The 19,007-nt window shown below is 53.3% G+C and carries 16 protein-coding genes; 12 read left to right on the top strand and 4 right to left on the bottom strand.

All coding sequences use genetic code 11. The features are described from left to right. The first annotated feature begins 3 nt into the window (after window positions 1–3). From JM93_RS17790 to hemH, 6 genes are all read left to right on the top strand, one after another. Window positions 4–957 carry a branched-chain amino acid ABC transporter permease gene (locus tag JM93_RS17790; protein WP_145346174.1) on the top strand — a complete coding sequence of 318 codons (954 nt, stop codon included), beginning with the start codon at window positions 4–6 and terminating at the stop codon, window positions 955–957. Window positions 958–963: 6 nt separating this feature from the next. After that, entirely contained in the window at window positions 964–2,040 is a 1,077-nt protein-coding gene (locus tag JM93_RS17785; RefSeq protein ID WP_145346172.1) for a branched-chain amino acid ABC transporter permease, read from the top strand. Between the two features lie 103 nt (window positions 2,041–2,143). Next, the gene (locus tag JM93_RS17780; RefSeq protein ID WP_145346170.1) at window positions 2,144–3,475 is read left to right on the top strand and encodes an ABC transporter substrate-binding protein; all 1,332 of its coding nucleotides are present in this window, start codon (window positions 2,144–2,146) and stop codon (window positions 3,473–3,475) included. A gap of 72 nt (window positions 3,476–3,547) precedes the next feature. Beyond that, window positions 3,548–4,405, top strand: coding sequence for an ABC transporter ATP-binding protein (locus JM93_RS17775; protein WP_145346167.1), 858 nt, complete (start codon window positions 3,548–3,550; stop codon window positions 4,403–4,405). A gap of 37 nt (window positions 4,406–4,442) precedes the next feature. Further along, entirely contained in the window at window positions 4,443–5,681 is a 1,239-nt protein-coding gene (locus JM93_RS17770) for a phenylacetate--CoA ligase family protein (RefSeq protein ID WP_145346165.1), read from the top strand. Window positions 5,682–5,847: 166 nt separating this feature from the next. Then, the gene (gene hemH / locus JM93_RS17765) at window positions 5,848–6,930 is read left to right on the top strand and encodes a ferrochelatase (protein ID WP_145346163.1); all 1,083 of its coding nucleotides are present in this window, start codon (window positions 5,848–5,850) and stop codon (window positions 6,928–6,930) included. A 63-nt stretch (window positions 6,931–6,993) separates the two neighbouring features. On the opposite strand, the gene pyk is transcribed toward hemH, so the two are convergent. Together pyk and JM93_RS17755 are read right to left on the bottom strand one after the other, a co-directional pair. Further along, window positions 6,994–8,430 (bottom strand): pyruvate kinase, encoded by a 1,437-nt coding sequence (gene pyk, locus JM93_RS17760; protein WP_145346161.1) that lies wholly within the window; start codon window positions 8,428–8,430, stop codon window positions 6,994–6,996. Then, window positions 8,427–8,981 (bottom strand): DUF1036 domain-containing protein, encoded by a 555-nt coding sequence (locus tag JM93_RS17755; RefSeq protein WP_244300891.1) that lies wholly within the window; start codon window positions 8,979–8,981, stop codon window positions 8,427–8,429. Before JM93_RS17755 ends, pyk begins: the two co-directional genes overlap by 4 nt. Window positions 8,982–9,363: 382 nt before the next feature. Here JM93_RS17755 and JM93_RS17750 point away from each other — a divergent pair, with 382 nt between their 5' ends. The 3 genes from JM93_RS17750 to JM93_RS17740 all read left to right on the top strand — a co-directional run bounded on the left by JM93_RS17750 (window position 9,364) and on the right by JM93_RS17740 (window position 10,893). Continuing rightward, window positions 9,364–10,170: an N-formylglutamate amidohydrolase gene (locus JM93_RS17750; protein ID WP_145346159.1), complete on the top strand. Its 807-nt coding sequence runs from the start codon at window positions 9,364–9,366 to the stop codon at window positions 10,168–10,170. Between the two features lie 33 nt (window positions 10,171–10,203). After that, window positions 10,204–10,500 carry a DUF1244 domain-containing protein gene (locus JM93_RS17745; RefSeq protein ID WP_145346157.1) on the top strand — a complete coding sequence of 99 codons (297 nt, stop codon included), beginning with the start codon at window positions 10,204–10,206 and terminating at the stop codon, window positions 10,498–10,500. A gap of 126 nt (window positions 10,501–10,626) precedes the next feature. Then, window positions 10,627–10,893: a DUF2312 domain-containing protein gene (locus JM93_RS17740; RefSeq protein WP_145346155.1), complete on the top strand. Its 267-nt coding sequence runs from the start codon at window positions 10,627–10,629 to the stop codon at window positions 10,891–10,893. Window positions 10,894–10,953: 60 nt separating this feature from the next. On the opposite strand, the gene mepK is transcribed toward JM93_RS17740, so the two are convergent. Both mepK and JM93_RS17730 read right to left on the bottom strand, forming a co-directional pair. Then, window positions 10,954–12,684, bottom strand: a complete 1,731-nt coding sequence (mepK, locus tag JM93_RS17735) for a peptidoglycan L,D-endopeptidase MepK (RefSeq protein WP_170230731.1) — start codon at window positions 12,682–12,684, stop codon at window positions 10,954–10,956. A gap of 258 nt (window positions 12,685–12,942) precedes the next feature. Continuing rightward, on the bottom strand, window positions 12,943–14,511 hold the full coding sequence (locus JM93_RS17730; RefSeq protein ID WP_145346151.1) for a sigma-54-dependent transcriptional regulator: 1,569 nt from the start codon (window positions 14,509–14,511) through the stop codon (window positions 12,943–12,945). 199 nt (window positions 14,512–14,710) lie between these two features. Between JM93_RS17730 and JM93_RS17725 the strand changes: the two genes are divergently transcribed. The 3 genes from JM93_RS17725 to JM93_RS17715 are packed head-to-tail and all read left to right on the top strand — an operon-like array spanning window position 14,711 to window position 18,894. Further along, a complete protein-coding gene (locus tag JM93_RS17725; protein ID WP_145346149.1) occupies window positions 14,711–16,531 on the top strand; it encodes a M3 family oligoendopeptidase in 1,821 nt (606 codons plus the stop codon). A gap of 8 nt (window positions 16,532–16,539) precedes the next feature. Next, window positions 16,540–17,469 (top strand): heme-dependent oxidative N-demethylase family protein, encoded by a 930-nt coding sequence (locus JM93_RS17720; protein WP_145346147.1) that lies wholly within the window; start codon window positions 16,540–16,542, stop codon window positions 17,467–17,469. Window positions 17,470–17,514: 45 nt separating this feature from the next. Then, the gene (locus JM93_RS17715; protein ID WP_145346145.1) at window positions 17,515–18,894 is read left to right on the top strand and encodes an ABC1 kinase family protein; all 1,380 of its coding nucleotides are present in this window, start codon (window positions 17,515–17,517) and stop codon (window positions 18,892–18,894) included. Window positions 18,895–19,007 lie beyond the last annotated feature (113 nt).

Below are 19,007 nucleotides of genomic sequence, written 5' to 3'. Positions count from 1 at the left end.
AACATGCTATATGATATTTTTGTTGATCCCTTCGTGCAGATGTACCAGATGCCTGACTTCTTCTTGCAAGTCTTGTGGGAAGGCTTTGTCGCAGGGATCCTCTACGCACTGATTGCTTTGGGCTTTGTCCTGATTTTCAAAGCGTCCGGCGTTTTCAATTTCGCGCAAGGCATAATGGTTGTGTTCGCCGGTCTGACACTGGTCGGCCTCCACGAGAATGGTGTGCCTGCTTTTCTGGCGCTCATCCTAACAATTGGTGTGATGGGGGTGCTTGCCTATGGGATAGAGCGGGTCGTTATGCGGCCGCTGGTTAATCAGCCGGACATCATTTTGCTAATGGCAACGATTGGGCTTACTTATTTTCTGATCGGTTTCGGCGAGCTTATATTTGGCGGCGAGCCAAAGCGCATGATCACGGAGGAACTGGGTCTTCCAACGGGTTCGACTGCCTTCGAGTTCGGCGAACGTGGACTGGTCATTCTTCAACACATCGACATCGCTGCGGCAGTAATCGCGATCCTGATGGTCACTGCACTGGGTATCTTCTTTAACAAGACCCGTATCGGCCGTGCGCTTCGGGCGGTTGCGGATGACCACCAAGCTGCCTTGTCGGTTGGCATTTCGCTTAACCAGATCTGGGCAATCGTCTGGTTTGCAGCGGGGCTTGTGGCCCTGGCGACAGGCATCATGTGGGGCGCGCGCTCGGACGTGTCTTTTGCGCTCGAAATCATTGCCTTCAAGGCGCTCCCGGTCCTCATTTTGGGCGGGTTCACCTCGATCCCCGGAGCGATTATTGGCGGCTTGATTATTGGTTTCGGCGAGAAAATCGCTGAGCTTTATTGGGGCGGTCTGGTCGGTGGCGGGATCGAATCCTGGTTTGCCTACATCATCGCGCTTATTTTCCTGCTGTTCCGGCCGCAAGGTCTCTTCGGCGAAAAAATCATCGAACGGGTGTAAGTCGACATGTTTTACCGCGAAGCCGGACAATTCAAAACAAGCTACGAGAAGGATCAGGCGCTGTTCCCGATCCGTCAGGACAAGATTGGCCTGGGTGTCATTTTGCTGATCGCCTTTGTGGTGATCCCGCTGACAGCCAACGATTTTTTCCTTGCCTCGATCATGATCCCCTTCCTTGTTTTTTCGCTTGCGGCCATCGGTCTGAACGTTTTGACAGGGTTTTGCGGGCAGCTGTCGCTTGGGACCGGGGCGTTTATGGGGGTTGGTGCGTATGCCGCCTATAAACTGACCACAATTTTCCCGGATGTGAATGTCATCTTATTGGTACTTACATCCGGGATTTTCTCGGCCATCGTTGGTGCGATTTTTGGCCTGCCGAGCTTGCGCATCAAGGGGCTTTATCTGGCCGTAACAACTCTGGCTGCACAGTTCTTTCTTGAATGGTGCTTCATCCGTATAGGCTGGCTCTATAACTACAACGCGTCTGGTGCGATTGAGATTCCTACGCGCGAGATGCTCGGAGTTGTAATCTCCGGTGCCGAAGCCACGCCCTTGGCGCGATACTTCGTGGTTCTCTCGATCACTGTGGTGATCGCATTCCTGATCTCAAATGTGTTGCGTGGGCGGATTGGCCGGTCATGGATGATGATTAGGGACATGGACATCGCCGCAGAGCTTATGGGTATCCGTCCGCTTCAAACCAAACTCATGGCCTTCGCCGTATCGTCCTATATCTGCGGCGTAGCTGGTGCGATGATGGTGTTCTTTTGGCTTAATGCCGCGGAACCGTCGTCCTATTCTATCACGCTATCGTTCCAGATCCTGTTTATGGTCATCCTGGGAGGCTTAGGCAGTGTCGGAGGCGCCTTTATGGGTGCAGCCTTCATCTGGATCTTGCCAATTGTGCTGCGCGCGATCCCAAGCATGCTAGGCGTTGATATCGGGGCGGAAACGGTTGAGCACTTGGCCTTTATGGTCATCGGTGCGCTGATCATTTTCTTCTTGATTGTCGAACCGCACGGCTTTGCCAGACTCTGGCAAATCGCCAAGCAGAAATTGCGGGTGTGGCCGTTCCCGTACTGACGGCCTACCCAATCGCCATCCGGACGACGGACCGGTCCGGGGAGGATGGCGCAACTGGTCCGGTGGTTTCTGAAAACCTTCAGATCCGCAAGGGAGGAAGTAAATGAAACACTTGAAAACATGGTCGTTCGCCGCAGCTTTGGCTGTCGGAGTGACGGCAGTGGGCATCGCGCCGCAGCCGGTCCAAGCACAAGACTCCAACTACGTCCCGCTTCTGACATATCGTACCGGGCCATTCGCCGGCTCTGGTATTTTCATTGCCAATGGCATGAACGACTATCTCCAGATGCTCAACGAGCGTGACGGCGGCATTGGCGGCGTCCCGATCGAGATTGAAGAATGCGAGACCAGCTACAACGCCCAAAAGGGCGTCGAATGCTACGAGTCTACGAAAGGCAAGGGCGCACTTGTCTACAATCCGTATTCCACCGGTATTACGCTCCAGCTGATTCCAAAAGCTTCAGTTGATAAAATTCCGGTTCTGTCAGTAGGTTATGGTCTATCTGCTGCTGCAATCGGCAACGTCTTTCCGTGGGTCTTCAATGCACCAACCACCTATTGGGACGGTGCCTCTGTTGTCGTGAAATATATTGGTGAGCAAGAAGGGGGAATGGAAAACCTGCAAGGCAAGAAGATCGGCTACATCTTTCTGGATGCCGGTTTTGGGCGCGAGCCAATCCCACTGCTGGAGCAGCTAGCTGAAACCTATGGCTTTGAGCTTCTGCAATATCCGGTCCCTGTTGCGCAAATGCAAAGCCAGTCCTCGCAGTGGCTGAATGTCCGCCGTGACCGCCCGGACTACATGGTCATGTGGGGCTGGGGTGCGATGAACCCAACAGCGATCAAGGAAGCAGCCAAAATCCGTTTTCCGATGGAAAAGTTTATCGGTGTTTGGTGGTCCGCCGGTGAAGACGATGCGGGTGCTGCAGGGCAAGATGCTGCCGGATATAAGGCTATGAATTTCTCGGGTGTCGGAACCGATTTTCCAGCAATTCAGGACATCAAGACCTACCTTGTGGATACTGGTAAAACACAAACTGATGAGGAAATGCTCGGCACCACGCTTTATAACCGCGGCGTTTTGAACTCTGTGATCATCGCAGAAGGAATCCGCACAGCGCAGGAACTGACCGGCAAAAAGGTCATCAATGGCGAAGACATGCGGATGGGCTTGGAAGCCCTGAATCTGACCGAAGAGCGCCTTGCAGAGCTTGGACTATCCGGTTTCTCCTACCCGATCCAAATCACTTGTGAGGATCATGCCGGAAGCCACCCGGTGTTCATTCAGGAGTGGGACGGCGAGCGTTTCGTGAAGATTAGCGACTGGATCGAGCCGATGAGCGACGTAGTTCGTCCGCTGCTCGAGGCGGCCGCTGCTGATTATTCAGAAAAGAACGCGCCGTGGCCGGAGCGGTCTGAGGCCTGCGCTCAGTAGTTCAACGATTGCGCGCTTCGCGGTTCAGGCCGCGAAGCGCCCCAGAAGATGGTTTGGGAGCTACGGAAATCCATGTCGACACTGGAACTTGACCGGACCGACAACAAGAAAAGCGCCTCTGCAGCTCAGGATAGCATTCTGAGAGTGAACAATATTGAGGTAATTTACGATCATGTGATCCTTGTTCTTAAGGGCGTATCCTTGACTGTACCACGCGGCGGCATCGTCGCGTTGCTTGGAGCGAACGGGGCGGGCAAGACAACCACCTTGAAGGCTGTTTCCAATCTTTTAGGCGCAGAGCGCGGTGAGGTCACTAAGGGCAAGATCCTGTTTGAGGGCGAGGAAGTGCAAGCACTTTCGCCCAATGATCTCGTGCGCCGTGGCTGCATTCAGGTGATGGAAGGGCGCCACTGTTTCGGGCACTTGAGCATCGAAGAAAATCTTCTGACCGGCGCCTACACACGCAAGGACGGTGCAGCCGCCGTCAAAGCCGATCTGGAGATGGTGTACAACTATTTTCCGCGGCTCCGCGAAAGGCGTAATAGCCAGGCGGGCTATACCTCCGGCGGCGAACAGCAGATGTGTGCCATCGGGCGCGCGCTGATGAGCCGTCCCAAGATGATTTTGCTGGACGAGCCGTCCATGGGGCTGGCTCCGCAGCTTGTTGAAGAAATCTTCGAAATCGTGAAGCAGCTGAACGACAACGAGGGTGTCTCGTTCCTGTTGGCGGAGCAAAACACAAATGTTGCGCTGCGATACGCCACCTATGGCTACATTCTTGAAGCCGGCCGCATCGTACTGGACGGAGACGCAAAGGCGCTTCGCGAAAACGAGGACGTGAAAGAATTTTATCTTGGTGTGGGCGGAGAAGGGCGTAGGTCGTTCAAGAACGTCAAACACTACAAGCGAAGGAAACGCTGGCTGGCTTAGATATTTTTCTGAGCCTCCTGATTGGGCGGAGAGGATCATGAAAGTTGAGATGTATGACGCGCTTGAACGGCAACCGCCGGATCAGCGCGAAACGGCTCTTTTTGCCAAATTGCCGGAATTCGTAGCGCGTGCGATGGATCAGGCGCCCGGGTGGGCCCAACATCTTTCAGGTGTTGAACCATATACACTCGATTCGCGCCGATCTTTGGCGCAGATCCCTGTGCTCCGAAAATCAGAACTCATAGCTCGCCAAAAAGAAGCTCCTCCATTCGGAGGGTTTTTAGCGGGCAGCCTATCTGGAGTAGAGCGAGTATTCATGTCTCCCGGTCCAATTTGGGAGCCTCAGGCCCCCGGTTCTGACCCTTGGAATGGAGCTCGCGCTTTGTTTGCCGCAGGTTTCCGTAAGGAAGATTTGGTTCTCAATGCGTTTTCCTATCACTTGACTCCAGGTGGGTTCATCTTGGACCATGGAGCACGCGCTCTTGGCTGTACGGTGTTTCCGGCAGGCGTTGGCAACACCGACATGCAGGTGGATGCAATTCGAACCCTGCGGCTGAGCGGATTTATTGGAACACCCGATTATTTGAAAGTGTTGTTGGAGAAGGCCAAGGAACAAGGTCTTGATGCATCCTCCATCAAAAAAGCCCTTGTCTCAGGCGGTGCTTTGTTCCCGTCCTTGCGCGCAGAGTATGAAGGCCAAGGTATTTCAGTGGCTCAGTGCTATGCTACGGCAGACCTTGGCGTCATCGCTTACGAGAGCGAAACGAAAGACGGAATGATTGTCAATGAGGATTACATTGTCGAGATTGTCCGGCCGGGGACTAATGACCCGGTTCCCCCGGGCGAAGTTGGTGAGCTGGTCGTTACCAGTTTTAACCCCGTTTATCCTTTGATCCGTTTCGGGACCGGTGATTTGTCCAAACTCTTGGACACGCCGTCGCCATGTGGACGGACCAATGCACGGATTGCAGGTTGGTTGGGCCGTGCGGACCAACGCACGAAAGTCAAAGGAATGTTCGTCGATCCGGCGCAAATAGCTGAAATTGTAGCGAAGTATACAGACGTGGTTAAAGCTCGCCTTGTCGTGGAGCGGTCCGGCGAAAGTGATGTGATGACCCTATCGATGGAAGTGCATGACCTAGACAACTCCGATACTAGACAGGTTGAGGAAACCCTCAAAGAGGTCACACGGCTCCGCGGCCAGGTTAAGTTGGTTCCGGTCGGAGCATTGCCTAATGATGGAAAGGTCATTTCTGACGAGAGGGTGTACGGCTAATTTAGCGCTTACGTGCTGGTTGAGGACTGTTCTAAATCCCATTTCCATATCGTTTCGGCTTGCGTGATCTGTCTGCGCAGATCTGCGTATTAGTATTAGAGCTTGGCGCCTATGACTAAAAACGCTATTCAGGCTCCTGATAAAATCGCTAATATGTGGGATGATCATGAACGTCCAGCCGTCTGCGCCAATTTCCGCCGATCCAGAGCTTGAGATGCGCCAAATGCGTTTGCCCGGGGACCATCCGAAGGTAAAGACGGGTAAGATCGGGGTTTTGCTAGTGAATCTCGGTACCCCAGACGCGACCACCTATTGGCCCATGCGTCGCTATCTGAGGCAGTTCTTGTCCGACAAACGTGTCATCGAGTGGCCAAAGGCAATTTGGTACCCAATTCTTTACGGGATCGTTTTGATGACAAGACCCGGTAAGTCCGGCAAGGCTTATGAAGAAATCTGGAACAATGAACTAGATGAGTCGCCTTTGCGGACAATTACCAGAAGTCAAGCAGACAAACTTACCGAATTGATGGGTGACAGCGACAGCAAACTCCATGTCGATTGGGCTATGCGGTATGGTCAACCCTCTATTCGGTCTCGCTTGGAAGCGCTGAAGGAAAAGGGGTGTGATCGCATCCTGGTTTTCCCGCTTTATCCGCAGTATTCGGCTACAACAACCGCAACTGTGAACGATGAAGTGTGTCGGGCACTCCTTGAAATGCGTTGGCAACCGGCAATTCGGACCGTGCCACCATATCATGATGATCCGGTCTATGTGACGGCTCTTGCAGATTCAGTAAAACGGCATCTTGATACGCTCGATTTCGAGCCAGACGTCGTGCTCACGTCCTATCATGGTATTCCGCAATCGTATTTCCGCCGAGGCGATCCCTATCACTGCCATTGTCAGAAAACCACCCGGCTGATGCGCGAAGTTCTCGGGTGGAATAAGGAAAAGTTACAGACAACATTCCAGTCCCGGTTTGGTCCCGAAGAATGGCTACAGCCTTATACCGATAAGACGGTTGAAAAGCTGGCGCAGGATGGCGTTAAAAATGTTGCGGTTATGAACCCTGGGTTCGTATCCGACTGCTTAGAAACGCTTGAGGAAATCGCAGGCGAAGCGGGTGAGATTTTTGAAGAGGCTGGTGGCGAGCGATTCAGCCACATACCGTGCCTGAATGATAGCGATTTGGGCATGAAGGTTATCGATCATATAGTCCGCCGCGAACTTTCGGGCTGGGTAGAATAATCGACGGTGCCGGTTGCACATAACAACCCCGGCAGAGGCCGGGGTTGTTAATCGATTGAATTGTCAAATTCCACCGAGACCGTCGCTTCCGACGAACGCAATACGGAGCATATTCGTAGAGCCGGGAGTGCCAAATGGAACACCGGCGGTGACAATTACACGCTGTCCCGGACGCGCAAAACCTTCACTATGAGAAATCCGGCAGGCCCGGTCGACCATATCGTCCTCGTTCGCGGCATCTTCACTGACTACGCAGTGGAGGCCCCAAGCAAGACCCAAACGCCTCGCAGTTGACATGACTGGGGACAACACGATTACCGGCGAAGATGGGCGCTCCCGCGCGGCGCGAAGCCCTGTTGCACCGGACGTCGTGTAGCACACCACGGCAGCAAGATTGAGCGTATCCGCGATCTGCCTTGCTGCAGCCGAAATGGCGTCAGCGCCAGTTGCCTCCGGCTCTGTGCGTTGAGCGTGGATAATGTTCTGATAGTTAGGGTCCCGCTCTACCTGTTGCGCGATCTTATCCATTGTTTCGACCGCTTCAACCGGATACTCCCCCGCAGCTGACTCCGCTGACAGCATGACCGCATCAGCGCCTTCAAAGACCGCAGTTGCGACGTCGGACACTTCAGCCCGCGTTGGAACCGGTGCCGAAATCATAGATTCCAGCATCTGCGTTGCGATAACCACAGGTTTGCCGGCTCTTCTGGCCGCGCGGGTAATTTGTTTTTGAAGGCCAGGTACTTGTTCAAGCGGCATCTCGACACCGAGATCGCCCCGTGCAACCATTATTGCGTCCGACAATTCAATGATTTCATCAAGTCGGCCGATCGCTTGCGGTTTTTCGATTTTTGCCAGGACACCGGCCCGGCCTCGTGTGATCTTACGGACTTCCGCTAGGTCGTCTGGGCGCTGCACGAACGAGAGTGCTATCCAGTCAACATTCTCATCGAGTGCCGCTAAGAGGTCTTTATGGTCTTTATCGGTCATGGCGCCGGTAGCGATCTCGGAGTCTGGAACGCTAACTCCCTTCCGATCCGATAGTTTTCCGCCTACAACAACCTCGGTCACTGCTTTCGTTTGGTCAGCTTCCAGTACTTTAAGTTGTATCTTGCCGTCATCGAGAAGAAGCCGGTGACCGGGTTCGAGCGCACGCAGAATCTCAGGATGTGGCAGATGGACCCGGTTAATGTCACCATCCGCTTTGTCCGCGTCTAGCTTGAATTTCGCCCCGTTTTCGAGCAATACAGGACCAGTACCAAAAGCGCCCACACGAAGCTTGGGGCCTTGTAGATCTGCAAGAATGCTTATTGGCCGTCCAACCGTTTCCTCGACAGAACGAATGCGTTTTACCAGCATCTTTAAGCGATCATGATCGGTATGGCTCATGTTGATGCGGAAAACGTCCGCACCAGCTTTGTAAAGCTTTTCGATGATCTCTTGTTCTGAGGAGGACGGTCCGAGAGTTGCTAAGATCTTAACTCGCCGGTTTCGTCTCATCGCCCACCTGTCCCCTGTTGCACGGGTTCGGTCAGCTGAACTGTCCAGCTGCTTTGCTCGCCCGTGTCAATTTCAAAAAAACCTGTTCGCTCGTAACCTCGGGCGACACAGTCTTCAATTCCGCGAATTGTAAACTCACGTTCGCGGGTGCACATGAATGCGCGCCCGCCCCACTCGCCAAATTGGTCGTAATCAACTGCGTATATGTAATAATAACGTGACACGAGTGACCCTGGCACCAGCGTTTCACAGCTGTTTGCCGATAAGTTCCACCAGCCTTCGGTTACCCAGTCGCTCTTGTCTTTATAACCAATTGCAATTCCAACCTGACTTTCGGTTTTATTGCAAAGGCGTAGATCTGCCTTGGCGAGGCTGCCGCTTCCCGCGAGTATCACAGTTGCTGCAAACCCAACAGCGAACGCGTAACTTGCAGCACGTAGCGCCGAACGGGCATAGCCTTGGTGTCGTTCCCCATCCTCAAACATCAGCTGTCGTTCGTCTCGCGGCTTTTTTACAAATGCTTTTTTGCTGCCATGATTAATCAATGTCAACGATTACGGCACGAAAGTCGTTGACAGACTGTACCTTATTGAACGGACGCAATGAGCGTTTCGCTGCATATTAAAGGCTGCGATCATTGCAATCAAAAATGCGGCGGCAAAATGACGATTGTTAGCACCTCGTCGACAAACCAAATTATCCAGAGCGGATAAAGGTTTAAAGCGGTGTTATGGTTTCAAAAGTGTTTGCACACATTCGCAACGACGTCAAAATCGGATTGCATGTCGTTCGATTAGCGCTAACACGTGATTTCAGGTGAATGCGCTGCTCAGGCAGGTGTTTTTGAGGTGCATATTTAGGATTCGGTTTGGACGGTGGCCTGCGTTGTTGTAGAGGTGTCGCCGACCAAACTTGCCAAACAGCATTAACGAGATGAACCAGAATATTGTGAGCGAAGAGTTGGATTTTGTTCCGACGGAAATGTTCCATGGCCAAATGGACGGTGGTGTCCTTCTGCTGTGCGATCACGCTCGTAACGACATGCCGTTCTGGCTCAAAAATCTTGGACTCCCGAAATCTCAGCTTGACCGACATATTGGGTATGACATCGGGGCTCGGGAACTAACGCTGGAGCTTTCGAAGCGTCTACAAGCGCCCGCTGTTCTGACCACCTATTCAAGGTTGCTCATTGATCCAAATCGGGGGGAAGACGATCCCACTCTTGTCATGCGGTTGTCTGACGGCGCAGTAATTCCCGGAAACGCTGCAATCGACGCGGAAGAACGGCGTCAGCGTATTGAAACTTACCACCGACCCTACCACGACCTTGTCGACGGTACTCTGGATGAGATGATGGCACTTGCCCCGCCGCCTGTCATAATCTCAATCCACAGTTTTACGCCAGTTTGGCGAGGCGAAAAACGTCCCTGGCACGCGACAGTGTTATGGGATTTGGACGAGCGGGCCGTCCGGCCGGTTCTCGACGGACTAGGAAATCATCCGGACTTGTGTGTTGCTGACAATGAGCCATATGACGGGGCTCTAAAAAATGACACGATATATCGGCATGCGACCCGGCGTGGCCTCGCCAATGCGCTTTTGGAAGTCCGTCAGGATCTAATCTCTGATGACGCTGGGGTGAATAATTGGGCGAATATCCTAACGCCGATCCTTAATCAGGTTCGCGAGGAACCTCGATGCCGGACACAGGCACGCTACGCATCGCGTTGCGACATGTGACGTCAGGAACATTTACTCTTTTAGGAGCAGAGCATGGACGACAGCACGAAGACCGAATTAGAAGCCGCGGCATTCCGGCGCCTCATGTCTCATTTGCGTGACCGAACGGATGTGCAGAACATCGACATGATGAATCTTGCCGGCTTTTGTCGGAATTGTCTTTCCAATTGGTACAAAGACGCCGCTGAGGAGCGTGGCATTGAGCTAAGTAAGGACGACGCAAGAGAGATTGTTTATGGCATGCCTTACGCTGAATGGAAAACGAAGTACCAGACCGAGGCCTCTGAAAGCCAAAAAGTGGCCTTTGAGGCCAATAAACCTCAGCACTGATTGGCTTCGAACTTGACCAGGAGGGGTGGTTCTGGCACCCCATGCAGCCTGACGAGCAGATGACGGCACTTTGCAGTTTTCTCTATCATCTTGACCATATAACAACCAATTAGGAGCAGTAATCCTATGTCAGATCCTGGTGGCGTGGCCGCTGATCAGCTGCGGGCTTTTGTTGAACGGATTGAGCGGCTTGAAGAGGAAAAAAAAGTAATCTCCGACGACATCAAGGATGTTTATGCCGAAGCCAAAGGAAACGGCTATGATGTGAAGATTCTTCGGAAAGTCGTGTCGCTGCGGAAAAAACAGCCGCATGAGCGTGAAGAAGAAGAAGCCGTCCTAGACCTCTACTTGCATGCGCTAGGTATGGCAGGTGCGCCAACGATCGACGGCTGACTACATTTTAATTCAGGCTGAAATGCAAAAGAGCGGCTCCTGCCGCTCTTTTTTTTGAATTCATCGTGCAAAAGTCACTGGCAAAACTACAATGGCGGGGCCTTCGAATCTGTCAGTCCTGAGGCTTCCGTATGGCTGCCTTTCAAATCCGCCCGTCAGAAACCGATTAGATGGTTGCATGAAACCATCTAGAGATCTTTGGTCTGGATGCTGAAGAGAGGCAAACAACCGATTGCGTGTGGTTTCGGACGCAGAGAGCAATCGCGGTTCCGACTTGTCGGGAAAGCCGACAAACCCGGCCAACGGATCCTGGATCTGAGAGGCTGGAATGCGTCCGGACACTGATGGCTTGGCAACCGCCTGTGTATCACTCTGAGTTTTTTTAGCCGATCTGGACTGTACTTGAGGCTTTGGTGCGGCACGCAAGTCAGCGGGCAATGCAGTCGGCGAAGCATAGGCGAGTGTGGTACTTGTTGGCAGTTCTTTTTGCCGCGGCTGGGCGTTCGTGGCAGCTGCAATAGCAGCAACCGCATCTGTTGCCGGCGCGGGTCGTGGGACAGGCGCTTTTCCTTCAAGCGTCTCAGCCGCTGCGGCTTTCAGAGAGGCCGTCAGCAACTGCCGCGATGGTTTTTGGCCCGGAACGGAAACCGCTTGTTCCAAACGCCCGTCTGGCGCCGGAGCGGTCCCGCTTGATGTGGTTTCTCCACGCGCAATGGCAACCAGTTGTGCATCCAGTGTATTGGGTGCGGGAGCAGGTGCTGTCGGCTGCTGGGCCGGCTTGTCACCCGGCGCTGCCGCGGCCACCACGGTAGGCTGCTCTGCAAGTGCAGGTTCCGGAGAAGCTTCAGGTTCTTTTGGCAAAACACTCGATTTAAATGTCGGCACCGGTGGGTTCTCGATCGCTGCAGCAACGCGCGATGATCCAATTGCGCCTGGTGGAACAGGTGCGCCGTTCGGACGAACTGCTGCAACTCGGCTACGCTCTTCGGAGGAGTTGTTCGACCGAAACAAGCTTGCCAATATGTTGCCGCCGCCTCCCGAAGAGTCGTTATTCTGTTGTGCCGTTGGACGGATTGGATCGCCTGCATCCCTGAGCGACTGACCGGTTGTTCGATTTCCACTGCCCGACGACGCAACAATTGTCGGGCTCGAAGACCGGCTTTTACCCGACTTCGCTTCTGCCAAAGCCTGTTTATAGCCTTTAAGCGGTTTGCCATCGGAAGGGATGTGCAGTGTTTTCCCATCCGGGAAGACACGCGCCAACTGAGACCTGGACATTTTCGGCCAGTGACGCACGCGGCCGGTGTCCATGTGAACAAACGGGGAGCCAGAACGGGGATAATATCCCACTCCGCCGACCTGTTTGCGCAAGCCCGCAGCCCGAAGTTTGGAAAGGTTTACACCTGGGATATAAAAATCCATTGCCCGGCCAAAAGTATGCTGGCTCTTTCGCGCTACACCGCTTGAGCGCTTGCGAAGCATGTTGTTTGTGGCCGGGGAGCGATAGCTTGAAACGACATATATATAATCACGAGCACCGACCTCCTGATAGACCTCCCAGACGAGATCAAGCAATTCAGGATCGATTTTCGTAATCTCGTTTCGGCGCCAGTCACGGAGAAATCGGTTGGCCTCTCGCAGTCCCGAAGGGATATAGCGGCCGTTCTTTTTGAAGGTGACCGAAACACGCTCTTTAGTGTGCGTGTTGTAAAGTTTGAGCGTTCGCGTCTGCGCATGCGCGGCAAGGCTTATCGCCACCGACAAAATGCCGCAAAGCAGTGTCAGGACCACAAGCCGATGTAGTCCATTGACGGCGCTGTATCCAACTGACCGTTTACGCAATTATCTTTCTCGCCGTTTCCTGATGGCCCTACGCCAACCCATGCTCCCCAGCAGGACCTTCACAATAGCCGGTCGCAGGTTAAGAACCCTTTACCTTGTTTCTGTTTGCTTCCAAAACGTGGCAGAAATGCAACGAGGCTGCCGCTGAGTCAAATTCTCTGACGGAAAATGCCTAACAAATGCCATCAAAGCAAACATTGACCGAAATCAGGCGGCGGCATCGCTATCCCCAGTATCGTCCAGGCCGTATTCCTTAAGCTTGCGATATAGTGTTGACCGGCCAATTCCCAGGCGTTTTGCGACTTCGGTCATTCTTCCCGAGTAGTGGTTGATCGCCGTCCGGATGAGCTCTTCCTCCATATCCGTGAGTTTTCGGACGTGGCCTTCATTGTCGAGACTGCGCATAAAGCCGAATGGAGCTGCGTGTTCGAACGCTTTTGGTATCGCAACATCTTCCCGCGAATTGTTTTCGCCTGCATCTGCCCCGGACGGCCTGTCAGTTTTAGGAGAGGGCGAATCAAAGCTATCTGAGCCCACGTTGGTCTCGCGCGCTCCGGGCATGCTCACCGGTGCCACATGGTCCATGGCCGCAGCGATCTGTGGAAAGTCGTCGACCACCAATTCAGCGCCGTCACATAGCACAACCGCTCGGAATACGGTGTTTTCCAGCTGACGGATGTTTCCGGGCCAGTGATACGTCTGCAGCATGGCCATGGCCTCCTGCGAGATCCCGGCAACGTGCGATTTACCCTCTTCTGCCGCAAAGCGTGCCAAAAAATGCCTTGCGAGGGTCGGGACATCTTCTCGTCTGTCCCTGAGAGGTGGTATCCAGATGGGGAAAACGTTCAAGCGGTAGTAGAGGTCCTCACGGAACTTCCCCTCCTTGACCTGATCAAGCAGCCGCCTGTTTGTTGCTGAGATCAGACGGAAGTCCACTTTTATTGGTCGTTTTGAGCCGATCGGGTCAATTTCATTTTCCTGGATGGCTCGCAGTAGTTTAACCTGCACCTCTTGTGGAAGTTCGCCGACCTCATCGAGGAACAGCGTGCCTCCATGGGCTTCTTGAAACTTCCCAACGTGCTTTTCGGACGCCCCGGTGAACGCCCCTTTCTCGTGACCAAAGAGAATAGACTCAACTAGATTCTCAGGAATTGCGCCACAGTTCACGGTGACAAGCGGTTTCGACTTGCGTTCACCGGATCCTTGGATCGCGCTTGCGATCATTTCTTTACCTACCCCGCTTTCCCCTTCAATGAGGATTGGAATATTAGAGGATGCTGCGCGCCTCCCGAGATTGATCACGCGTTCCATAGCAGGTGAATGCGTAATAATGTCGGAGAACGTGAGTGTTCCCGATGCCTGTTTGCGGAACCGGGTAATTTCCTCCTCTAGCGCGGATGTTTTCAAAAGATTGCGGATCGATACATTTAGCCGTTCCGGAGCGACCGGTTTAACCACAAAATCCTGGGCGCCGGCATTCATAGCGCTTACGACCGTGTCGATTCCGCCATGCGCGGTCTGAATGATCGCTGGCGTTGAAATCTTTTCCTTCCGAAGCTGCGTTAACACGCCGATCCCGTCGAGTTCCGGCATCACCATATCAAGGATGATAAGGTCGATTTCGGATGCCTCCGGTCCCTTCATAATTCTCACTGCTTCGGCGCCGTTTTCTGCCGTACGAGACTTGTGCCCAAATTTGTGAACGGCTTCTTGCAGCAAGCGTCTTTGAATGGGGTCATCGTCGACGATCAAAATCTTGCTATTCGCAAATTGCATTGGGCACTCACCTAGAACTCTCATTGTACCAATTCGGGCCATTGTGGTCGCAAACTGGTAAACAAATCGACTAGGGACGAGCCGTGTTTCGAAAACTTATTGGTTGCGGTTAGCTGCAGGCGAAGCCTAGACATAATTTATGCGTGAGCTAACTCTGGCCGAAGCCAGATCTCAGAACACGGCCGACACGGAGTGACACATGCCAAAAACCGATCCCGCTTCACACGCGAAAGAGGACGCCTCCGTCTCTCTCGGTCAATTGCCGGAATGGGATCTGACTGATTTGTATCCCTCTGTCGAAGCAGAGGAAGTATCCAGTGACTTGGCATCAGCGCTCGAACGTTCAAAGACATTTGAGAGTTCCTACAAGGAGCGCCTTGCCGATCTTGCAAAAACAAATCCGTCTGGTTTGCTGACAGCAATTCTTGCGTATGAAGACCTCGAGGATCTGCTTGGACGGCTGGTTTCCTATGCCGGCCTTGTATATGCGGGTAACACGACAGACCCTGTCTCTCAAAAATTCTATGGCGATGTGCAAGAGCGCATAACGTCTGCGAGTTCGCATCTTCTATTTTTTCCTCTGGAAATGAACCGGATCGAAGACGACGTTATCGAACGAGCGCTCAAGCATGAAGGGCTTGCGCACTATCGGCCTTGGATTGAGGACTTGCGCAAAGACAAGCCCTATCAGTTGGAGGACCGTGTCGAGCAGCTATTTCACGAAAAATCGGTCACCGGGCGGGGTGCCTGGAACCGTCTGTTCGACGAGACGATTGCCACCTTGAAGTTCGAGGTAGGTAGACAAAAGCTCGGCATGGAGCCGACGCTAAACCTTTTGCAGGACCCGTCCGGTCAGAAACGTCAGGCTGCATTCGAGGCGCTGGGCAAAACGTTCTCCGACAATCTCCGAGTGTTCACGCTGGTTACAAATACTCTGGCAAAAGACAAAGAGATATCAGACCGTTGGCGTAAGTTCGACGATATTGCAGACAGCCGTCATCTGGCAAATCGGGTCGAGCGTGATGTTGTCGATGCCATGGTGGATGCTGTCCGATCTTCCTACCCGAAGCTGTCTCATCGCTACTATCAGCTGAAAGCACGATGGCTGGGCGCCAAACAACTCAACACCTGGGACAGGAACGCTCCTCTTCCGAATGCGGACACTCGTGTGATCCCCTGGGCAGAGGCGAAACAGACTGTTCTGTCAGCTTACTCGCGGTTTTCTCCTGATATGGCCGAGATCGCGGGACGGTTTTTCGATCGCAACTGGATTGATGCACCAGCCCGGCCTGGAAAGGCACCAGGCGCTTTCGCGCATCCAACTGTTCCGAGTGCGCATCCATACGTTTTGGTCAACTATCAGGGCAAAACGCGTGATGTAATGACACTTGCACACGAGCTTGGTCATGGCGTCCATCAGGTGCTTGCAGCGCCCAACGGCCCTTTGATGGCGCCAACGCCTTTAACACTCGCCGAAACAGCAAGCGTTTTCGGCGAAATGCTCACCTTCCGCTCGCTATTGGATCAAGTTCAAACCCCAGAACTTCGCAAGACGATGCTGGCTTCAAAAGCTGAGGACATGATCAACACCGTCGTCCGACAGGTGGCTTTCTATACATTCGAACGGAAAATTCATGAAGAGCGGCGCAGTGGAGAGCTGACATCAGAACAGATTGGGGAATTGTGGCTTTCGGTGCAGGCTGAAAGCTTAGGTCCAGCTATTAAGCTGAATGATGGATACCAGACGTTCTGGACATACATCCCCCACTTCATTCATTCGCCATTCTATGTCTATGCGTATGCGTTCGGCGATTGCCTCGTGAATTCGCTTTATGCTGTCTACGAAGAAGCAGAGACCGGGTTTCAGGAAAAATACTTCGACCTCCTAAAGGCAGGGGGAACCAAGCACCATTCCGAGCTTCTGGCTCCGTTTGGGCTTGACGCGAGTGACCCTGCGTTTTGGGGCAAGGGATTGTCTGTGATCGAGCGGATCATTGATGAACTCGAAGATCTGGAGTAACGCAGGCCTTGCAATCTCCTGGACCGCCTCCACCGTTCGCTCATACACCCTATGACGGCTCCAGTTATCCGTTTACCGTCGGATTGCGACCGATCGAAGAGCTGACCTGGCTTGAACCAGATCCGCTAATAGCTGACCATCTCGCGCGCAAGCGTGAGCTCATATCCGGCGCCCTCGAAAGTGTGTTTCGGGCTGAGGCAGACATGATCCAAGCCCAACACGAGGTATTGGATCTTATTTGCGAAAACCTTGAACGGTTTCATTCCGCATCGCACAGGTTTGAGAAACGGAAAGTTTTTGTCGCCGGGGTCTCTGAACCTGTATGTATCGACCACGGCCCCCCGCTCCTTGCGGCCTCGCTCATTGTTCAGGAGGATCTTGTGATCATGCGGGCGAGTCCGGAAGGGTACCGGCTAGCCGCAGCCAGCCTGTGTTTTCCCTCCTCCTGGTCATTGGAGGAGAAATTCTCCAAACCCATGTCAAAGATCCATGAAAATGTGCCTGGCTTCAATGGAGCCCGTATGGGTCGGACCGTCGAGAGACTGTTTGAGAACCTGAAGCCAGGGCAGCTGGTTTGCCGCTACAACTGGGCGATATATGATGACGCGAACCTTTATCACCCTAAGCCGAAGCAAATTGAGCCTGCTGTAAGAGATGCTGATGGGAATTTCTTGGCGAATCTCTTCCTGAGGGTTGAGCGGCAAACATTGAAGCGGTTGCCAAAGAGTCGCGATATTCTTTTTACGATTAAAGTCCACCACGACCCGCTCAGCTTTTTAAGAGCTCAGGAAAACCGGCACGATATCGCAAGAGGGCTTCGCAACCAATTGCTCGCCCTAAAGGATGACCAATTGACTTACAAAGGGCTTGCCCGACACCGGGAGGCTCTCGCGGACGAACTTTCGAGACTGGTCAATTCTGAAGGCAGGTCTACATAACGGGTGCTGGTTCAACGACAACTTGATTGGGGTATTTGATCGCCGATGGCTCAGGAACGCGACCGCGAGGGTAATAGATTTTCAGCTCGTGTTGGCCGCTATGCACGCGTCGGCACAAATGTCGGTGGAATTGCAGCGAAACTCGCCGGTGCACGCGTTTTTGGTTTTGACATAGATAACGAAAAAAACGCCGCTGAGCTGGCTGCAGCGCTGGGTGGTCTTAAAGGGCCCCTCATGAAAGTTGCCCAGTTGCTTTCGACGATCCCGGATGCACTTCCGCCAGAGTATACGACCGAACTCGCAAAACTTCAGGCTGACGCTCCACCGATGGGATGGGCTTTTGTGAAACGGCGGATGCGCGCAGAACTTGGCGTAGATTGGCAAAAACAGTTCGGGGAATTTGGCAAAGAGCCGGCTGCAGCTGCATCTCTGGGACAAGTACACAAGGCGACGACGCTTCAGGGCATGCGGGTTGCTTGCAAACTCCAATACCCAGATATGGCATCTGCTGTAGAGGCGGATCTCAAACAGTTGCAATGGCTTTTTTCTATGCATCGCCGCATGCAGCCGGCCATAGACACGCGAGAGATCGCTAAGGAAATAAGCGCGCGCGTTCGTGAGGAACTCGACTACGGACGCGAGGCTAAAAACATCGCAGCCTATAGAAAGATGCTTCGAGCCGATGATCGGATCCGGGTGCCTGACGTGGTGGATAATTTGTCAACCAACAGGCTTCTTACGATGGGTTGGCTGGATGGTCGGCCTATGCTGGAATTCAAGGATCATGCCCTGGAGGACCGCAATCACCTTGCCGAAACAATGTTTCACGCATGGTGGCACCCATTCAGCCACTTTGGCATGATTCATGGGGATCCACATCTCGGGAATTACACGGTTCGCACCAGAGACGGCGACCCCGAAGGGATCAATCTTCTGGATTATGGATGTATTCGCGTTTTCCCGGCGAGTTTCGTTCAAGGCGTGGTCGACTTGTACATGGGCCTTTTGCACGAAGACATGAACAGGGTCGTGCATGCCTATGAACAATGGGGCTTTAAGGGCTTGTCAAGAGAAGTGATCGACATCCTCAACATATGGGCGCGTTTTATCTATGGCCCCCTGCTCACCGATCGTGTCCGCTCCGTTGCAGATGGTGTGAGCCCAGCTGAATACGGTCGAGGCGAGGCTTTCAAGGTACATAAAGCTCTCAAAGAGCGCGGTCCAGTCACGGTGCCTCAGGAATTTGTATTTATGGATCGCGCCGCGATTGGGCTCGGCGGCGTGTTTTTGCACTTGAGGGCGGAGCTGAATTTCTATCAGCTCTTCAACGAGCAAATTGAAGGCTTCTCAGCCGATACGGTTTCGGCTCGGCAAAGAGAGGTGCTGCAAGCGGCTGGGTTCCAGCCGTCGGAAAATGCTGCTTAATGCTGCGCATGTCGCAAGAGAATGCGGGTGACGTAACGAATTAGCCTTTGGAAACATTGCCGAGGGTGGCGGCTTTATTGTAAGGAAGTCAGCCGAACTTCAGATATTTAATC

Origin of the sequence: Roseibium hamelinense, assembly GCF_007830545.1 — a bacterium.
In the GTDB taxonomy this organism is placed as follows: domain Bacteria; phylum Pseudomonadota; class Alphaproteobacteria; order Rhizobiales; family Stappiaceae; genus Roseibium; species Roseibium hamelinense.
The sequence above is the reverse complement of the archived record's forward strand: the minus strand, read 5'-3'. Positions and strand labels throughout refer to the sequence as shown.

Excerpts from the sequence above, each read along its gene's own strand:
- JM93_RS17750 (WP_145346159.1), top strand. The coding sequence starts at position 9,364 with ATGAACCAGAATATTGTGAGCGAAGAGTTGGATTTTGTTCCGACGGAA.
- JM93_RS17780 (WP_145346170.1), top strand. The coding sequence starts at position 2,144 with ATGAAACACTTGAAAACATGGTCGTTCGCCGCAGCTTTGGCTGTCGGA.
- pyk (WP_145346161.1), bottom strand. The coding sequence starts at position 8,430 with ATGAGACGAAACCGGCGAGTTAAGATCTTAGCAACTCTCGGACCGTCC.
- JM93_RS17725 (WP_145346149.1), top strand. The coding sequence starts at position 14,711 with ATGCCAAAAACCGATCCCGCTTCACACGCGAAAGAGGACGCCTCCGTC.
- JM93_RS17770 (WP_145346165.1), top strand. The coding sequence starts at position 4,443 with ATGAAAGTTGAGATGTATGACGCGCTTGAACGGCAACCGCCGGATCAG.
- JM93_RS17715 (WP_145346145.1), top strand. The coding sequence starts at position 17,515 with ATGGCTCAGGAACGCGACCGCGAGGGTAATAGATTTTCAGCTCGTGTT.
- JM93_RS17785 (WP_145346172.1), top strand. The coding sequence starts at position 964 with ATGTTTTACCGCGAAGCCGGACAATTCAAAACAAGCTACGAGAAGGAT.
- JM93_RS17740 (WP_145346155.1), top strand. The coding sequence starts at position 10,627 with ATGTCAGATCCTGGTGGCGTGGCCGCTGATCAGCTGCGGGCTTTTGTT.
- hemH (WP_145346163.1), top strand. The coding sequence starts at position 5,848 with ATGAACGTCCAGCCGTCTGCGCCAATTTCCGCCGATCCAGAGCTTGAG.
- JM93_RS17790 (WP_145346174.1), top strand. The coding sequence starts at position 4 with ATGCTATATGATATTTTTGTTGATCCCTTCGTGCAGATGTACCAGATG.
- JM93_RS17745 (WP_145346157.1), top strand. The coding sequence starts at position 10,204 with ATGGACGACAGCACGAAGACCGAATTAGAAGCCGCGGCATTCCGGCGC.
- JM93_RS17775 (WP_145346167.1), top strand. The coding sequence starts at position 3,548 with ATGTCGACACTGGAACTTGACCGGACCGACAACAAGAAAAGCGCCTCT.
- JM93_RS17730 (WP_145346151.1), bottom strand. The coding sequence starts at position 14,511 with ATGCAATTTGCGAATAGCAAGATTTTGATCGTCGACGATGACCCCATT.